Annotated in this window: 15 protein-coding genes; 8 read left to right on the top strand and 7 right to left on the bottom strand. The window is 69.3% G+C overall.

Annotated features, from left to right (window positions below; genetic code table 11):
* Nucleotides 1–7: 7 nt before the first annotated feature.
* The 6 genes from L3Q67_RS27130 to L3Q67_RS27105 form a co-directional block, all read right to left on the bottom strand.
* On the bottom strand, nucleotides 8–442 hold the full coding sequence (locus L3Q67_RS27130; RefSeq protein WP_499184275.1) for a transglutaminase-like domain-containing protein: 435 nt from the start codon (nucleotides 440–442) through the stop codon (nucleotides 8–10).
* Nucleotides 439–699, bottom strand: coding sequence for a lasso peptide biosynthesis PqqD family chaperone (locus L3Q67_RS27125; RefSeq protein WP_499184274.1), 261 nt, complete (start codon nucleotides 697–699; stop codon nucleotides 439–441). Before L3Q67_RS27125 ends, L3Q67_RS27130 begins: the two co-directional genes overlap by 4 nt.
* A complete protein-coding gene (locus L3Q67_RS27120) occupies nucleotides 677–2,596 on the bottom strand; it encodes an asparagine synthase-related protein (protein WP_499184273.1) in 1,920 nt (639 codons plus the stop codon). The genes L3Q67_RS27125 and L3Q67_RS27120 overlap by 23 nt, the downstream gene beginning before the upstream one ends.
* Nucleotides 2,597–2,603: 7 nt before the next feature.
* A complete protein-coding gene (locus L3Q67_RS27115; RefSeq protein ID WP_499184272.1) occupies nucleotides 2,604–2,738 on the bottom strand; it encodes a keywimysin-related RiPP in 135 nt (44 codons plus the stop codon).
* Nucleotides 2,739–2,869: 131 nt separating this feature from the next.
* Nucleotides 2,870–3,028 (bottom strand): hypothetical protein, encoded by a 159-nt coding sequence (locus tag L3Q67_RS27110; RefSeq protein ID WP_499184271.1) that lies wholly within the window; start codon nucleotides 3,026–3,028, stop codon nucleotides 2,870–2,872.
* Nucleotides 3,029–3,748: 720 nt separating this feature from the next.
* On the bottom strand, nucleotides 3,749–3,916 hold the full coding sequence (locus L3Q67_RS27105) for a hypothetical protein (RefSeq protein ID WP_499184270.1): 168 nt from the start codon (nucleotides 3,914–3,916) through the stop codon (nucleotides 3,749–3,751).
* Nucleotides 3,917–4,704: 788 nt separating this feature from the next.
* Between L3Q67_RS27105 and L3Q67_RS27100 the strand changes: the two genes are divergently transcribed.
* From L3Q67_RS27100 to L3Q67_RS27080, 5 genes are all read left to right on the top strand, one after another.
* Nucleotides 4,705–5,733: a tyrosine-type recombinase/integrase gene (locus L3Q67_RS27100; protein WP_499184269.1), complete on the top strand. Its 1,029-nt coding sequence runs from the start codon at nucleotides 4,705–4,707 to the stop codon at nucleotides 5,731–5,733.
* 242 nt (nucleotides 5,734–5,975) lie between these two features.
* A complete protein-coding gene (locus L3Q67_RS27095; protein ID WP_499184268.1) occupies nucleotides 5,976–6,383 on the top strand; it encodes a hypothetical protein in 408 nt (135 codons plus the stop codon).
* Between the two features lie 440 nt (nucleotides 6,384–6,823).
* Complete coding sequence (locus L3Q67_RS27090; protein ID WP_499184267.1) at nucleotides 6,824–7,987, top strand: sensor histidine kinase; 1,164 nt, start codon at nucleotides 6,824–6,826, stop codon at nucleotides 7,985–7,987.
* Nucleotides 7,988–8,055: 68 nt separating this feature from the next.
* Nucleotides 8,056–8,661 (top strand): response regulator, encoded by a 606-nt coding sequence (locus L3Q67_RS27085; protein ID WP_499191648.1) that lies wholly within the window; start codon nucleotides 8,056–8,058, stop codon nucleotides 8,659–8,661.
* Nucleotides 8,662–8,809: 148 nt separating this feature from the next.
* Entirely contained in the window at nucleotides 8,810–10,441 is a 1,632-nt protein-coding gene (locus L3Q67_RS27080; RefSeq protein WP_499184266.1) for an alpha/beta hydrolase, read from the top strand.
* An 824-nt stretch (nucleotides 10,442–11,265) separates the two neighbouring features.
* On the opposite strand, the gene L3Q67_RS27075 is transcribed toward L3Q67_RS27080, so the two are convergent.
* Nucleotides 11,266–11,817: a helix-turn-helix domain-containing protein gene (locus tag L3Q67_RS27075; protein ID WP_499184265.1), complete on the bottom strand. Its 552-nt coding sequence runs from the start codon at nucleotides 11,815–11,817 to the stop codon at nucleotides 11,266–11,268.
* A gap of 353 nt (nucleotides 11,818–12,170) precedes the next feature.
* Here L3Q67_RS27075 and L3Q67_RS27070 point away from each other — a divergent pair, with 353 nt between their 5' ends.
* The 3 genes from L3Q67_RS27070 (at nucleotide 12,171) to L3Q67_RS27060 (ending at nucleotide 16,188) form a co-directional block, all read left to right on the top strand.
* The gene (locus tag L3Q67_RS27070; RefSeq protein ID WP_499184264.1) at nucleotides 12,171–12,557 is read left to right on the top strand and encodes a hypothetical protein; all 387 of its coding nucleotides are present in this window, start codon (nucleotides 12,171–12,173) and stop codon (nucleotides 12,555–12,557) included.
* 95 nt (nucleotides 12,558–12,652) lie between these two features.
* Entirely contained in the window at nucleotides 12,653–14,026 is a 1,374-nt protein-coding gene (locus L3Q67_RS27065) for a hypothetical protein (protein ID WP_499184263.1), read from the top strand.
* A gap of 56 nt (nucleotides 14,027–14,082) precedes the next feature.
* Nucleotides 14,083–16,188, top strand: coding sequence for a phage tail tip lysozyme (locus L3Q67_RS27060; RefSeq protein ID WP_499184262.1), 2,106 nt, complete (start codon nucleotides 14,083–14,085; stop codon nucleotides 16,186–16,188).
* Nucleotides 16,189–16,193 lie beyond the last annotated feature (5 nt).

Genomic DNA, 16,193 nt, shown 5'->3' with positions numbered 1-16,193 from the left:
ACGCTCGTTACGCCGACCCGGCTGGTGCCGACCGAGGTGGCACGCTGACCAGGAGGTGGTAGCTGGCGGTGTGCTGCGGTTCGCCGATGGGGTGGCCCTCGACCTGGATCCAGGCGTGGGCGGCGAAGGGGTGGGTGCGCACACCGGTGCACCAGGTGGGCCAGGTGCCGTGGGCGCGGCAGTACAGGGCGGCGGCGATGGAGCGTTGCAGGCAGCCTTGTCCGGCGCAGCGCAGGCTGACCGCGACCACCGCGGTGCGGGCGGCGAGGGCCTGCTCGGCGGTGGCGGGGCGGGCGGCGCGTCGGGCGAACTCCAGTACCCGGCGCAGTCTGGCCGGGGGCAGGCGCAGGAGCAGGCGGGCGGCGCCGACCGCGAGCAGCGCCGGCACCCGGCGGCGCAAGGGCAGGCGGGCACGGGGTTCCAGGGTGACGGGGACGCTCATCGGTCGATCACCAGGTTCGCGGTCCGCAGGCGGTCGACAAGCCCGGTGACGTCGCGTTGTGCCTGGCACGGGTCGAGGTGGTGGCTGGTGGCCAGGCTGTCGGCGATCTGGTCGGTGCTGTGCCCGTCGAGCAGGGCACGCAGCACCTGGGTAGCGGTGGTGTTGAGTTGGAAGTAGCGGCCGCTGCGTTCGTCGAGCAGGACGGTGCCGTGTTCGGTGCCGGTGGTGGCCACCTCAGTGCGCAGGCGTGGGGTCATCGATGCTCCCGGATCTGATGGCCATCGGCGCGCAGGAGGTCGTCGCGCCGGTGGCCTTGATAGTGGTCGTGGTGTGGCGCAGCCAGGTTTCGCAGCCGAGCAGGCCTTCCAGGGCGAACATGGCGGTGTTGTCGCGCTGGGGTGCGAGCAGAGCGGCTCGGAGCTTGTCCGGGTCGATCAGTCCGGCAGTGGCCAGGGCGGAGTCGGCGAAGACCTCCAGCACGGCCGGGAGGTTGCGGGCCAGCCCGTCGCGCACGTCCTGGCCGAACTCGCCCTTGGTGCTCCGGCCGGTGATCGAGGGCGGCAGGATGTCCCGCAAGGCCTCGGCCAGCAAGGGCCGGTACCGCCACGGGCTGCGCCGCTCGTGCGGGAGCACCGCCAGGGCGGTGTCGATGACGCGGTCGTCGAAGAACGGCATCTCCAGGCGCACCCCGGCGGCGTCGAACACCCTGGCCAGTTGCCGGTAGGCCGGTGCGGTGGTGCCGATCGTGGTGAGAGTGGCGTGCTGCCCACGCTGGGGGGCCAGCGGCCGGGCGTGGGCGGCGGTGTCGCGCAGCACCCGGCCGGCGGCGGCGAGCGCGGCAGGGGTAGCCCAGGACGGGGCGCGCAGCGGCCATCCCCAGTCCAGGCCCCTCGGGGCATAGCGCGAGGGCGGCGGATCGGTGAGCCGGTCGGCCTGACCGCGCCACCAGCGGTCCAGACCACGCGGGTCGGTCAGGGCCTTCAGGGTCGCCGGCCATGGCCAGCGTGCCAGCGCCCGGAAGCCGCGGGCGTGATTCAGGGCGAGCAGGGGATGCGCAGGGAGAAGGTCGTGGAGGTAGGCGGGGCTTGCGTGTGTCAGTTCGTCCCCGCCGTGCCCGGCCAGGTGGACGTGCACTCCGTGCCCGGCCAGCAGGCGCGCGTTGTGGACGCTGCGCGCCAGCGTCCGGATGAACGGGTACGGAGCCTCCACATCGCCGTTGTGGTGGGGGTCGGTGAACAACGCGGGCAGGTCCCGTTGCGGCAGCACCAGGTGTTCGGCCTCGGGCAGCGCGGTCGCGGCGTGGGCGGCGAACACCGCGTCGTCGTTGCCCGCCTCGGCCTCACCCCACCGGAAGGTCGTCAACCCCCGCCCCGTGCCACCGGATTCGGTATCGAGGCCGGTGCGGGCGGCCAGGAAGCACAGCGAGGTCGAGTCCATCCCCCCGGACAGGTCGCTGCCCCACCGGCCCGAGCCGGGGCGTCGCGCGGCCACGGCTTCGACCAGCGCCTGCCGGAACCGATCCGCGCCCACGGCCAACGGCACCCGCGGCGTCGGAGGCGTCCACCGACGCACCGGGTGTGCCTGCCGCCCATCGGTGTCGACGCGCAGGTAGTGATCCGATGGCACGGTGTGCACCCCGTGCCACAGCGGCCGTTGCGCCAGCGGCGGGGGCAGCAGCGTCGCGCACGCCACCCGCGCGGCCAGCAGATCTTCGTCCACCTCCGCGCCGGTCAACCGGGCCAGCACGTCCGCCCGGTCCGAGGCCACCACCAGCCCGCGGTGGCGGGTGTGGAAAACCTGACACAGCCCGCTGAGACTGCCCTGCACCCGGACCGTACCGTCCACCGAGGCCACCACGTGCACACACCCGGGCACCGCCGCCACCAGCCCGTCCAGCTGCTCCACCCGCCTGACCCCGGCCGCCAGGTCGGCCAGGCCAGTGGCGGTGATCGGGCAGGCCCCGATCACCGCCACCACCGTCGAGCCCACCCGGGCCAGGGTGATCCCACCCTCACGCCAGGACCCGACCAGCCACGGCCGGCCGGAGGCATGCGGCACGACCGCGCACCCCGCCGGCACGCCGGCCGGTCCCGGCCACCATGTCCGGGTCTGCGGCGCGTCCGGCACCGCCAGCCACCCTCGCCCGTGCAGCACGTGACGCTCAGTAGTCAGGGCCGAAGCCGATGTAGGAGTCGGTGGTGATGGACATAAACCCGCCCAGCGTGTCTTCGCTGAACTCGCCCAGCTCCACCAGTGCCGGCGGCTCGTACGGTGCCGCCATCATTTCCTCGTTCATGGTGATCTCCTTGTCCTGAAACAGTTTCACAGCGGAATCGCTGCACCAGGAGAGTGTCCGGCGCACGACCAGGAAAACGCCGGCGTCGGCATGCCACTCGAACGAGCGTCGCACCCCGGAGGCACAACACTTCATTCCCGGACGCGCGATTCGTCGGCGGCAGGCTCGTCAGCGAGTCGCAGCGCGAACAGGACATCGGGGTGCGCTTGCAGGCCGGGTGGGTGCTTCTGGTCGCTGCTCAGGCGAGCGGGGACCGCGATCCGGAGGCGGATCAGGTAGGCGGGGTCCATGTCGATCCGGCGCAGATCATCGCCAGGGTCATCGGCCCTATCGGGGAAAGGCTGGCCCGATCGACCAGGATCGCGGTCCCCAGGTGTTCGCCGTTCGCAGCGTCGAACACCTCGATCTCGTGATCGGGGTGCGGCATGTACCGCTACCCGCACCGCCGTCCCGGCCTTGCCCACCATCTAATCCGCGATGTAGTGCCGGCCGCGTCCGCGCTCTACCCCTTGGGTGGTGATCTTCCGGTTGGTGCGGTCGTCGGCGAGGGTGAACATCCACAGCGCCTCCGGCGCGACATCCTCGACCGGGCTCGGGACGGCCAGCCACGACGCCCACGGGTCTGCCCCTCCAGCACGTCCATCTCGTGCGCGGTGTTCCACCAGTCGACCAGGCCAACACCTCGGCGACGAACGCCTCGAACCGCAACGGCGGCGCGTCCGGATCGACCCGCGCGCCCGAGGCCAAGGTCTGGGCGTGGGTGTAACGAGGTATCTCGGCGAACAACATCCGCTCGACCGCGCCGTTGACCGTTCCACCGTGCCCTTCAAGTGCGGGGTGTAGCCCGGCAACGGCGTCACCCGCACCGCGAACGCGCCCAGCGCATCGGCCACCGCGGTCCTTGCCCCAGTCGATGCGCACCTGCGCGGGGCAGCCCGCCGACCGGGCCGTACGGCTCCGTGCGCACGATCGCCGCCCGCAGCGCCGCGAGGATGCTCTCCCTGCTCGGACTAGCCCGGGGTCACCGCAGTCCCGCAGATCGCGTTGTGCGCGGCGTCGACGAACCACGTGATCCACGGCTTCACCAGCCTGCCGTCCACGTCGACCTCGACCGGCGCCTCCACATGGTCGGCCTCCCAGGCCGCGTTCCGGAACGACGGCGGCTGCTTGCCGAACACGTCGAACTTCCGCCGCTCGCGCTCGCCGGCGCGCAGGCCCGCGATCTACGTGCGTCACGTCCCGGCGGACCGCCCGCTGCACCGTCACCAAGTTCGGTGCCGCCGCGCCAGCAGCTCTCGGTGCAACGCCGCAGCGTTCCCCCGCCAGTAGGCCTGCCGAACCCGGCGCTGGTCATCGATCTCGAACCGCGGCCGCGACCCGGACGATGCGGTGCGCCCGCGCGCAACCCGTCGCCACAATGTCCTCGTCGAGGTCTCCGCGGCCTTCGCGACCAGCTCGACGTGCTCGGGTGGACAGCACCCGCGCTGGTCCAGTAGCGCCAGCCGCTGCGTCGCCGCCTCGCACGGGCGACCGGATCAGCACCCACCAGCGCAGACCTCTGATCGACCGGAAACCGCCTGCACAGATCAAACCCGGGAAACCAGCACCGCCACCCCGACCACACCCGGCCGGGTGACACCACCGCCGCCCCCAACTTCACACACCCGTGTCACCAATGACGCGTCACCGCTGACACAACAACGGGCGCGGCCCGTGGCCACGCCCGCTCACTCGACCCGTCTCGGGCTACTGACACGCCATGACGCCTACCTACTGACATCCCGTGACGCATCCTGGGTCAACGAGATGACGCCTCCGGCGTTCGCTGGCAGGCGTTGCGGCCTCGGCGCGTCTCGTTGTCAGATAACAAAGTATTATCTGACAATGGCCGCCTGTGCCTGCGGCAACCGCCCTGAAGGCGCCCCGTGCGTGGGCGCTATCTGACCAGCAGGAAACGAGATTCTCGATGTCCACCGATCGGCGCGTGTCCGTCGTCCCGGCGGACAACGGCATGGTGGCGGAGTCGGCGTCTGGCGTACCGACGGCTGAGGCGCTCGCGTCATTCCTGCACCACCTCACCGGGCGACGTGGCCGATCCGGCCGGATCACCTCACCGGAGACCGTCCGCTCCTACACCTGCGCGCTGCCCACCGCGTTCGCCGGGATCGCGCACCTCGGCGAACTCACCACCGGTGGCCGCGAGCGATTGCACTCCAACATCCGTGCCGCGTGGGGCGGCAAGGCCCCGGCGACGTTCAACGCCAAGCGCGCCGCCGTCGCCAGCGCGCTGGCCTACTTCGGTGAACAGGGCTGGCTCGACGAACCGGCGGTGGCGCTGGCCGGGCTCACCCGCGAGCACGAGCCCAAGCCCGACGACACCCGGGTCCGCGACCGCAAGCAGATCGACCGGCTCATCACCGACAAACGCCGTCCACTCCAGGACCGCACACTGTGGTCGATGCTCTACGCTACCGCCGGCCGCGCCGAGGAGGTGCTGCGCCTCGACCTCGCCGACCTCGACCTCGCGAACCGCCGTGCCCGCACCATCCGCAAGGGCGGCAAGGCCGACGAGCTGCTCTACGACGTCCGCACTGCCGCCATGCTCGGCCAGCTCCTCGGCCGCCGCACCTCCGGCCCGCTCTTCCTCTCGGTCCGCGTCGCCTCCGACGATGGCACCGTTCCCGCCCGGGACATCGACCCGGTCAGCCACCACCGCCGCATGACCTACCGGACCGCCGAACGCCACCTCGGCGCGGCGACCGGCGGCTGGGACTTGCACGACCTGCGCCATTCCCGCCTCACCCACCTCGGCGAGGACGGCGCCACCGAGGCCGACCTGATGAACCTGTCCGGCCATGAAGATCGCCGCACCCTGCAGCGCTACCTCAAACCCAGCAAGGAAGGTACCCACCGCCGCCTCGACGACCTCGACGCCCAGCGCAGCGCGTGGACCTCCAGTGCCGAGGATCTCGCCTTGCGCATGGCCAGCTCATGAATGCACAGGAAGTCCTGCGGACCGTCGTTGACGAGTGCCACTGGCTGTTCGAGGGAACGCTCGGCGAGGAGATCATGAACTAAGTGTCCGCGGTCAGTTGACCTGGCCCGAGGTCAGTTGATGTGGCCTGAAGGTCCCCGCCTACGTGCAGGTCTTCGTGTTCTGTCCGGCGCGACGCTTCGAGGTTGGCAGCCAGCGGCCATCAGGGGACCGGCCCCGGTCGAGGACGACATACTGAGCGCATGATTGAGCCGGTTCAGCGCCCGAAGCGCCCTCCTGTGCTGGTGGCCGCCCTGGTGGCTTTACCGCTGGCGGCTCTGCTGTTCGGCATGACCGAGGCGAACCTCAACGTCCCCGGGGGTTCGAGCGCCAGTCTCCCTTCAGCGGCAATGTTGATCTCCCTGCTGGCGATCCGCTTCAACTGGGCTCGGGTGACGTCAGTAGCCGCTCTGGCCCTCCTGACCCTCTCGTGGCTGCCGGGTGCCTTCGAGCACGTGGACGACGAGCGAACGAGCCAGGCCGCGACCTACGTCCTGATCGGCACAGCCCTCTTTGCAGCGGGCGCCGTTCTGGTCTTCCTGACCCCGTCGAACCAGTACTACCGACAGGCCGCGCACTGGCGAAACAGCCGAAAGCAACAACTCATCTGAAACTCCTCTCGCACGAGTGGCCGCCGGGGACCCACCGAATCCGCAAGGTAGATTCGAACGCCAAGTTCGCGAAAGCCAGCAGCACCATCGACCTCTGGGCCGCGAAACCTTCCCCGGACACACCAAACCCAAGTTCGGCTACTACCCCGCCAACCGAGAAAGGGCCAACCAGAATGACCGGGCGCTGACGCGCCCGGTCAACCAACCTGGCACCCACGCTGATCAGGACCCTGCTCCGGGTCAACTCAAACGCCGCTGGACACTAAGTGGTTGCGATCGGAAGTTCGCCGGGGGTACTCGGGGGACCCAGCGTCCGCCGCTGGATTGCTATGAGTGGGGCATTACTTGCGTTGATTGCAAGTAATGCCCCACTCATAGCAATCGCTGGGCCGCCGAGACCCCCGGCAACCTTCCGATCGCGACCTCTTAAGCTCGCGACGATGAGTGGATCGACAGGTACTCGGCGACGGCCGTTCCGGGAGGCGATCAGGGACCGGGTGGTCGACAGCCTCATGATCCTGCTGGCGGCCGGGGTGGGGCTGCTCGCGAGGCGGATGGAGGCGCCGGAAGCGGTGCCTGCCTGGTTTTTGTACGGGGACTGGGTTCTGGGTGCGCTCGGCTGCGTCGCGTTGTGGTGGCGACGGCGGTTCCCGGTGGCGCTGGCCACCGTCCTGATCGCGTCGAGTGCGGTCTCCGAGACGATTTCCGGGGCCGCGATCATCGCGTTGTTCACAGTGGCGGTGCACTGTTCGACCCGGGCCACGGCGGCGCTGTGCGCGGCCAGCCTGGCGGCGCTCAGTTTCTACCAGTTGCTGCGGCCCGAGCCGGTGGCACCGGTCCTGGTGTTCGCCACCATCGTCCTGGGGCACGTCGCGGTCGTGGCGTGGGGGCTGTCCGTGCGCAGTCGCCGGGAGCTGGTCACGTCCTTGCGGGAGCGGGCCGAAGCGGCCGACGTCGAGGCACAACTGCGTGCCGACCGCTCTCAGCACGAGGCGCGAGAAGCCCTCGCACGGGAGATGCACGACGTACTCGGGCACCGGCTCTCCCTGCTCAGCGTCCACGCGGGCGCGCTCTCCTACTACCGCGACGCGTCAGCCGAGGAGACCGCGCAGGCGGCCGAGGTGGTCCGGGAGAACGCGCACCGTGCCTTGCAGGATCTACGCGAGGTGATCGGGGTGCTCCGGGCTCCGGTGGGAGAACTGCCGTTGCCGGTCGTCGAGGACGTCCTGGAGCTGATCGACGAAGCGGGCCAAGCAGGCTCCCCGGTCGAGCTGCGTGACGAGACCGGAGTGACGGCCGATGGCAGTCTCCTCCCGGCGACGCAGGGCCGCACGCTCTACCGGCTCGTGCAGGAATGCCTGACCAACGTGCGCAAGCACGCTCCTGGCGCGTCGGTCGTCATCCGGATCACCGGGCAGCCCGGTGATCACCTGACCGCCGAGATCGTCAACGCGCCATCGTCGGGAGCGTCCTCGCAGCCTGGTTCCGGGGAGGGGTTGCGCGGGCTGGCCGAGCGGGCGCGACTCGTGGCCGGGCGGCTCGACTACGGCCCGACGGCCTCCGGCGGCTGGCGGGTGCGGCTACAGCTACCGTGGCCGACGTGACCGACGCTGTACCGACCATCGACATCCTGGTCGCCGACGACGACCCGGTCGTCCGTTTCGGACTGAAAATGATGCTGCGCGGCGCCACCGACCTGCGGGTCGTCGCCGAGGCGGGCGACGGCGCGGAAGCGGTGGAGCTGGCCGGGCAGCACCACCCGGCCGTCGTGCTGATGGACATCCGGATGCCCGGCACGGACGGGCTCACCGCGACCGAAACGCTGCGGAGCCGATCACCTGCCCCGCAGGTCATCGTGCTCACCACCTTCGACGCCGACGCCCACGTGCTGCGTGCTCTCCGGGCCGGGGCCGCGGGGTTCCTGCTCAAGGACACCCCGCCGGACGAGCTCGTCGTCGCGATCCGGCACGCGGCCATGGGGCGTCCCGTGCTCTCGCCGGAGGTGACCCGGCGGCTCATCGCCAGGGTCGCGGAGTCGGAGCAGGACACCCGCCGTGACGCGGCCCGCCGGCGCCTCGACCTGCTCGCCGACCGGGAACGCGAGGTCGCGATCGAGATCGGCACCGGGCGTTCCAATTCCGAGATCGCCGCGCGTCACCACCTCGGCCTGACCACGGTCAAAACCCACGTGTCGGCGATCCTCACCAAACTCGACCTCAACAACCGCGTGCAGGTGGCCCTGCTCGTGCACGACGCCGAACTCGACGTCCCCGACTGAACAGCTCGTGAGTGCTTAAGGTCGTTCTAACGACCTTAAGCACTCACGAGGTTTGACCTGCGGAAAAGCAGGCTCTCCGACTTTGGTCGGGAGATCCGGACCCCTCGGACGATCCGGCGGACCGGATGGCCCCTCTAGCGTCCGTTCCATGCCCGGATCACCTTCACCAGAGACCGCACCCAGCCGACCCCGTCCGGGAACCAGATCCGGACGAACCGCGCTCCGCTGCGCCGCGGCCCTCGCCGCCGCCGCACTGGTTCTCACCGGATGCGCCGGCGGATCGGCGGAACCCGGCTCGGCCGCGCCGGCTCCCGCCCCGATCGCCTGGAGCGAATGCGGCCCGAGCCTGGACTGCGCCACCGTCGAAGTGCCGCTGGAATACACCAATCCCAACGGGGAAAAGATCCCGCTCGCGGTGAAGCGCCACCGCGCCACCGATCCGGCACAGCGCATCGGCAGCCTGTTCATCAACGCGGGCGGACCGGGCGTGCCTGCCACCGACATCATGAAATACATCGCCCCTGGCAGCGAGACCAGCCCGTTCTCGCCCGCCCTGCTGGCGCGTTTCGACATCATCGGCATGGACCCGCGCGGCGTCGGCGACTCCGGTGCGGTCCGCTGCCTCACCGACGAGCAGCGCGCCGAGGCCGCGACCGCCGACTTCGACCCGGAGATTCCCGGCGGGAAGCCGCTGCCGCAGTTGATCGCCGACGCCACCACCTTCACCGAGGGCTGCCTGGCGCACCATAGCCCGGACTTCCTGGCGAGCCTGTCCACCGACAACGTCGCCCGCGACATCGACCGGATCCGCGCCGCGCTCGGCGAGGAGAAGATCAGCTACTACGGCGTGTCCTACGGCACGGTGGTCGGGCCGATGTACGCCACGCTGTTCCCGGACCGCGTGCGCCAGATGGTGATCGACGCTCCTGTCCACACCGGACTCTGGCAGAACGACCCGCTGAAGCTCCTCGACGACGTCTCCCGGTCGAACGAGCAGACGCTCGACATGTGGCTGGAGACCTGCCGCACCGAGGGCCCGCAGGTGTGCCCCTTCGGCAACGGCAAGCCGGAAGCCGCGTTCGACGCCCTGATCAAGAAGCTGGAGAAGCAGCCGATCCAGGTCCCGCCCACCGAGGGCCTCACGCCGGGCGGCAGGCTCGACGGTGCCGTGGCACTCGAAGCCGTCCGGGCCGGCGCGGGCGTCCGGGAGTTGTGGCCCAGGCTCACCGCTGGCCTGATGGCCGCGCAGCAGGGCGACGGCACGTTCCTCCACTTCCTGGTATCGAAGGTCACGGTCGCACCGTTCGGCGGTCCGTACGCGATTCTCCAGGAGCCTCACACCGCGGTGCGCTGCGCGGACTGGACGACACCGACCGACATCGCCACGCACACGGCCGTCGCCAAGAAGGTCGCCAACCGCGATAAGCGGCTCGGGGGACGCGCCGGGTACAGCGCGCTCAACTGCGCCAAGTGGCCCGCGCCGAACAAGGACCACTTCGCCGAGCCGCTCACCGGCGCCGGTGCCCCGCCGGTACTGGTGGTCGGTGGCCGCGTGGACAACGTGTCCCCGTACCACTGGGCCGAGGCCATGGTCGAGAACATGGAGAACAGCGTCCTGCTGACCCGTGAGGGCGTCGGCCACAGCTCCTACCGTCGTAGTGGTCCGTGCATCGACAACGCAGTGGACGCCACGCTGATCGACGGGGTCATGCCCGCCGCCGGCACCGTCTGCGACGTACCCCCTGGCACCACAAAACCCCCTGCGGCACCCGGAAAATAACTGAACGATCGCCTTCGCTGCCCGGTCACAGTCGATACTGTGGCCGGGCAGCGCCGGCTGAGCTTCCGGCGCCAGTCGCGGCTGGGGAGGGGCGGTGCCGGTCGTTCAACCCACCTCGGGCGGCCCGGCCGAGCCCGTCACGGCTGCTGGCCGTCGACACCGCGGTGATCGCCGCGATCTGCCTTAGTGGTCACTGCCGGAAGTCCTTCGGGGGGTCTCGACAGCCCAGCGATTGCTATGAGTGGGGCATTACTTGCATTCACCGCAAGTAATGCCCCACTCATAGCAATCCAGGGCGGACGCTGGGTCCGCCGATACCCCCCGACCGACTTCCGATCGTGACCACTAAGGCGGGCATCCGGAGCGAGTTGTCTGTCAGCAGACCGACCGCGCAGCGGAGGCCGAGATCGGCGTGGGCATCGACGTTGTAAGTGCCGCAGGCTTCTGCCGATGCAGGTTCCCACAACGAGCTCTGGGGTTGTCCCGGCGCGGGGTCTGCAGCCCGTTGCCCCCGCTGAGGCCGGTCGGTTCGTCCCGCGCCAGCCGCTATTCCAGCGACAGCTCAGCCGGCGAGCGTCGCGGGATGACCGTGGTCGCGGGCCGGGCGGCAGGTGTGGTCACGAGCATGGTGGCGGTGAGCCTGCACGGCGGGCGAGCGCAACGGGGTACCCACCAGCAACCAGTCCGCAGCCGAACGGACCGCGGCAGGGCCGGCGTCCTGATCGCGAGATCAGCGGGCCACCCTGTCTCCGCTTGAGGGTGTATCGAAGCCGGGAACGTTCTCGCTGTTCGGTCACCCCGCGCCGCCAGGCCCGTGCCGGAGTTCAAGCCGGGCCGCCCGCACCAGCTCCATGCGCCCCGGCTTGAGCGCCCTCCCCCTCGATGCCGTCGCTGTCGGCGGGGACCTGGATGTCGAGGGCGTCCCCGCTCCGTGGATCAAGCGGAAGCTGCGGGTCCGCGCCGCCAGCGAGGACTTCAATGATCTTGGTGAGCCGCTGGACCTCCAGGCGGTTCCGCTCCCACTCGCTGGAGAGTCGCTGGATCTCGAGGCGAGTTCTCTCCCATTCGCTCTGAGCCAGCGCGAGCTCGGCGCGGTAGTGCTCCAGATCAGCGTCGTTCTCCGAGGCAGGGTCGTCACTGAGCAAGAACATCAGCGGCACGCCCAGCGCCTTGGCGACGGCGACGGCCTCGTCAAGCCGGACGGTCCGGGTTTGCTGCTCGATGCGGGTCACCGCTGAGGAATCGACGTTGGTGTCAAGGAGCCTGGCCATGCGCCGGGCCAGCTCGGCCTGGCTGATGTTCTGGCGCTCGCGTTCCTGCCGCACACGGCGGGCGAAGGTATCTCCGGGCAGCGGGTCGAGGGGCAGCGAGTTCATGGTGTTCTGGGCGCTCCTGGTCGGCGGTGCGGAACTACAGAGTAGGGCTCACGTCTGCACAGGTGATGCGGTGGTGTCGTGGATGCAAGCTACACAGTTCGCCGTGTGGCTTGCACACGCTCGCCGCCACGGCTCGGCACCGCAGAGTCGACGCGCGCCCCCTGCGCCACGTGAATCTATAGACAAGCTATCGATAAACTTATCGATTAGGCTTATCATTGCCTTTCGAATGCGGTAGATTGAGCGGTGGGTGTCCGCGTATACGAGTCGCTGCGACCCCAAGTGAGTTGCACCTGCCGCCTGATGACTCACCTGTCATGTCACGAACGACGCGAAGGGCAAGAGAGGAAACTATGGCAAACATCTCTGAGGCAGCCGCTCTCGCGCAGGCGAGGCTGCCCATCGCGGCGTGGGACGTGGGGGGCTTCCTGGAGAATGCCAAGTCTCAGATTCAGACTTGGGGCGGTCTCCTGCTCATGCTTCTCGGCACTGCCGGTCTGGTCTGGGGCGGCGTGCTCGTGGTCAGGAAGCTGATGGCGAACCAGCAGACCTCTAATCAGCAAACGGGGTGGATGACCATCGCGTTGCTCGTCCTGGTCGGCGGTGCGCTCGGTGTCGGCGGCTGGCAGCTGGTCTCCACGATCGGTTCCGGCGGCCAGCAGACCATCGAGGAACTCGGCGGCGGAACCGTGATCATCCAGGCAGCCAGCGATGTCGCGCCCGACGGCGCCACCAGTTGACAGGCCGCCGGGAACACCGATCCGGCCCGCGACGCGCGGCATGTCCGAGCCAGATCGGCCTGAGGTAGAGCACGTCTCGGCCGGATCGGTCAGTCGTGTCCGAATCCGCATCAGCTGACGACCTGAACCCACGCCGGGTCGAGGACGAACAGGGAACAGATTTGAGGATCACAGACAAGGCACTGGCCTTCGGCAGGAGGTTCAAGCTCGACTCGCACCATGCGATCGAGCGCTTCGGGGTGTTCGTCAGTATCTTCGCGGTCGCGGGCGTGATCGTGATCGGCAGCGCGGGAGCGTCGGCTTTCCAGGTGAGCAGCGACTCGCTGTCGTACACGGCCCTGTACACCCAGGAGTTCACGACCTCGAAGACCGGGCTCGAGGGCGACGTCGACGGGATCTACTCCAACGAGCAGGGTGACAAGGCTCTGGTGATGATGCACTTTCCCGCCGCCGCGTCGATCTCCTACAAGGCGGCGGACTACCGGGCGTTCCTGCTGGGTTCGGACCAGAACCTCAACAGCGAGGCGGTGAGCACCAGCGGGATCAAGGGGTCCTTCCACGTCTTCGGCTCGACCGGCTACGTCGGTGTCCTGCTTGACGCCGAGGAGCCTTTCGAGCAGCAGGTGCTCAACCTGACGGTCCGGGCGAACGCGGAGCTGGCCCACGACGAGCGCCAGCAGAACCAGGGCAAGGCCGACGAGGTTGCTGATGACGCGAGCTTCCGCAGGTACGACCAGTGGCGGATCTTCGTCAATCCCGGAGCGAGCGAGACCACGACGATTCCAGCCCTGAACACGACGAGATTCGACCCGGCGCAGGCCTACTACGACGTCGTGCTCAAGGCGGCGGAGAAGGAAACCCGCGCCAAGCTCGATCAGAAGCTCATCGGGATGCGCGCGAACCTGGCGCAGATCCAGGCGTACACGTCCGATCTGGAGACGACCAAGGTCGCCGGGCTGTCCCTGCGCCCGCCGCCGGTGCCGGTCATGCTCACCGGCGACCGGATCACGGGTGCCTCGGCCGCCGAAGCCAAGGACGGTGTCCCGACGCTGGCCCTGGAGACCGACCACGTCGTTCCCGGCGGTTTCGGTCTCAACTGGCGGGCGGGCAACGTCTACGACGGCTACCTGGGTGTCCTGGTGCCCTCCGGGCAGAGCTATGTCGAGTTCCTGTCCGCGAAGCGCTCCGAGGACTCCGACAGTACGAGCCAGCAGATCTCGGATCTGCCGTGGATCCTCTCGGATGGTTCGGATCTCAAGCGCGACTACCAGTCCTCCGACGTGACGATGCGTCCTCTCACGACTGTGATGAACAACCTGTCGCAGGCCTATCAGGACTATGCGAAGGGCAAATCGGAGTACCAGTCGGACCTGATGCTCGACCTTCTCCGTCTCGACGTGGAGCTGCGCGACGTGCAGTCCAACGGTTCGCTGCGCGACGACGCCGACTTCCTGGCGACGTCCTACTGAGTGCCGATCCGCGAGGCGTGCCCATGCCAGTCAGACCGTAAGCCCGAAAGGACATCATGGCCACCGACCAGCCGACAAAACCTGATGAGCCGGCTCAGTCCGGCGCGCCGCCGCCTTCACCTGGTGCTCCGCGCAAGAGCCTTGGTGTGCCCTCGGCGGCCTCGGACGCCGGTTCGCGGAGCTTGGCCGGTGGCCCGTCCACCAGTGGGAGACCCATTCCCGGCCCAGTCGGCCGGGGGACCAAGAGCCTGAGCGCGGGGGGATCAGGCTCGGGCCTGCCCCAGCGTGCGATGACCGGTGCGGGAAGTGCGGCCGGCAAGGCGGTGGAAGGCGGGGGCGAGAGCCACGTCCGCCGCTACGGGGGCAGGGCTGTCGCCGGTGGCGTCAACGGCGCCCTGCAGGGTGGCCTGCACGGCGCCGCCCTCGGCGCGGCTAAGGAAGCCGGGCTCGAAGCGGCCCAGGACACGACCGGCGCCACCAGGAGCCGGTCTGCCGACGGCCCCGCAGGCACGCGCCTGGGAGCCGGCGGCACGAGCGTTGAGCGCGGCAGCGCGAAAGCCGACGAGGGCATGGCCCCGAAAGTGGCCAAGGGCGTCGCTGTCGGCGGCGCCGCGGCTGCCACTCCCCCGGCCATGGCGGCCGTCATGCTCATGGCGCTGCTCAACTGGCTGAAGTCGATGTTCTTCGCGTTCCTGGCGATGGCGGCCAACATGGCGAATCTGTTGTGGACGCTCGTCGTGACCCTCATCAAAGCCCTCGGGCACGCCGTCATCGCACCCTTCGTGGCGCTCGGCGGCTTCCTGGCCAACACCGCCGGCGCCGTGTTGGGTGTCACGGTCACCGCGGCGATGGCACCGGTGGCAGCGGCGATGTCCGGGCTGGTCGCCACGGTGGCGGCCGTCGCCCTGGTGAGCACGGTCCTCACCGGGGTGCTCAGCGACACCGCGCTGACCGAGGGCGAGATCGGCTCCAGCAGAGCCGGATGCGCGATCACGACCAGCGGCGGCGGGGACGGCGCGCTTGTTCCCGCGAATACCGAGGCGAACGCGAAGGCCGTGTACTCGGTGCTGAGGACCTGGGGCATGCCGCAGGAGAACATCGCGGGCATCCTGGGCAACTGGTCGCAGGAGTCTGGTGTGGACCCGACCAGTGTCGAGGCGATCTTCAGCGAGCCGTACACAATCGGCCCGCGGAAGAAGGCGACCTGGGATGGCGGTTTCACCCACATCCCGGGCCAGTCGCACGGCGGTATCGGCCTGGGCCAGTGGTCCAACGGCCGCACGACGATGCTGCTCGACTACGCCGAGGCCAAGGGCATGGACTGGTACACGATCGAGGCGCAGCTGGCGTTCATGGTCGAGGGTGACAACCCCGGTGACGTCCAGGTGTTCAAGGACATGATCACGAACTCGCGGGGGTCGCCGAGCGAGGCGGCCTACCACTTCCACAACAAGTGGGAACGCTCGGCCGACAACGCCTCGAAGATGGCGGAGCGGGCGAATGACGCGCAGATGTGGTTCGCGACCATGAGTGGCTGGACTGTCGACGAGTCGGTCGCCGGTGGCGTCACGAACATCACCGGCGACCTCGCCAGCAGCGTCGAGGGCGGCGTCCGCACGATCGCTGACAACTGCCCGGCCGACGATGAAGCCGCCGCCGGTGCCGGTTCCGTCTCGCCCCAGGACGGCGGGATGACCGAGGCGGAAGCCACCACCCTGATCGACCTGTTCAACCAGGAGGGCGACAAGTTCCTGGACACGCGCTACGGCCAGGGCGGCGGGCCCGGTTCCTGCGGAAGCAATCACGCGATGAACTGCGTGTCGTTCTCGACCTACTTCGTGAACAAGTACACGACATTCCAGTCCTACCCCGCGGGCAACGGTATCCGGACGGCCCACACCATCGCGGAGCAGACGGGCATAGTGACGTCCTCGACGCCGACCCCGTACTCGATCGGGTCCGGGCCGGGTTCGGGCCCTGCGGGCCACACGCTCGTCGTCCTCGGGGTCCAGGGCGACACGCTCATCCTCGGCGAAGCCGGCTACTGCGCGTTCATGGGCCGGGTCCGCGTCGCCAGCGCGTCGGAGATGGCTGCCCAGGGCTGGCAGTTCGTGGACATGTCGGATGCGATGCTGCCCGCCGACCAGATCAGGACGGCGTGATGCGC

Source organism: Saccharothrix sp. AJ9571, from assembly GCF_021725495.1.
Taxonomy (GTDB): Bacteria; Actinomycetota; Actinomycetes; order Mycobacteriales; family Pseudonocardiaceae; genus Amycolatopsis; species Amycolatopsis magusensis.
This window is presented reverse-complemented; position numbering and strand designations above follow the sequence as displayed.

Bases quoted from the DNA above. Each gene is read 5' to 3' on its own strand.
- L3Q67_RS27125 (WP_499184274.1), bottom strand. From the start codon at position 699: ATGACCCCACGCCTGCGCACTGAGGTGGCCACCACCGGCACCGAACAC.
- L3Q67_RS27060 (WP_499184262.1), top strand. From the start codon at position 14,083: ATGGCCACCGACCAGCCGACAAAACCTGATGAGCCGGCTCAGTCCGGC.
- L3Q67_RS27115 (WP_499184272.1), bottom strand. From the start codon at position 2,738: ATGAACGAGGAAATGATGGCGGCACCGTACGAGCCGCCGGCACTGGTG.
- L3Q67_RS27110 (WP_499184271.1), bottom strand. From the start codon at position 3,028: ATGGACCCCGCCTACCTGATCCGCCTCCGGATCGCGGTCCCCGCTCGC.
- L3Q67_RS27130 (WP_499184275.1), bottom strand. From the start codon at position 442: ATGAGCGTCCCCGTCACCCTGGAACCCCGTGCCCGCCTGCCCTTGCGC.
- L3Q67_RS27075 (WP_499184265.1), bottom strand. From the start codon at position 11,817: ATGAACTCGCTGCCCCTCGACCCGCTGCCCGGAGATACCTTCGCCCGC.
- L3Q67_RS27080 (WP_499184266.1), top strand. From the start codon at position 8,810: ATGCCCGGATCACCTTCACCAGAGACCGCACCCAGCCGACCCCGTCCG.
- L3Q67_RS27095 (WP_499184268.1), top strand. From the start codon at position 5,976: ATGATTGAGCCGGTTCAGCGCCCGAAGCGCCCTCCTGTGCTGGTGGCC.
- L3Q67_RS27085 (WP_499191648.1), top strand. From the start codon at position 8,056: ATGATGCTGCGCGGCGCCACCGACCTGCGGGTCGTCGCCGAGGCGGGC.
- L3Q67_RS27090 (WP_499184267.1), top strand. From the start codon at position 6,824: ATGAGTGGATCGACAGGTACTCGGCGACGGCCGTTCCGGGAGGCGATC.
- L3Q67_RS27100 (WP_499184269.1), top strand. From the start codon at position 4,705: ATGTCCACCGATCGGCGCGTGTCCGTCGTCCCGGCGGACAACGGCATG.
- L3Q67_RS27070 (WP_499184264.1), top strand. From the start codon at position 12,171: ATGGCAAACATCTCTGAGGCAGCCGCTCTCGCGCAGGCGAGGCTGCCC.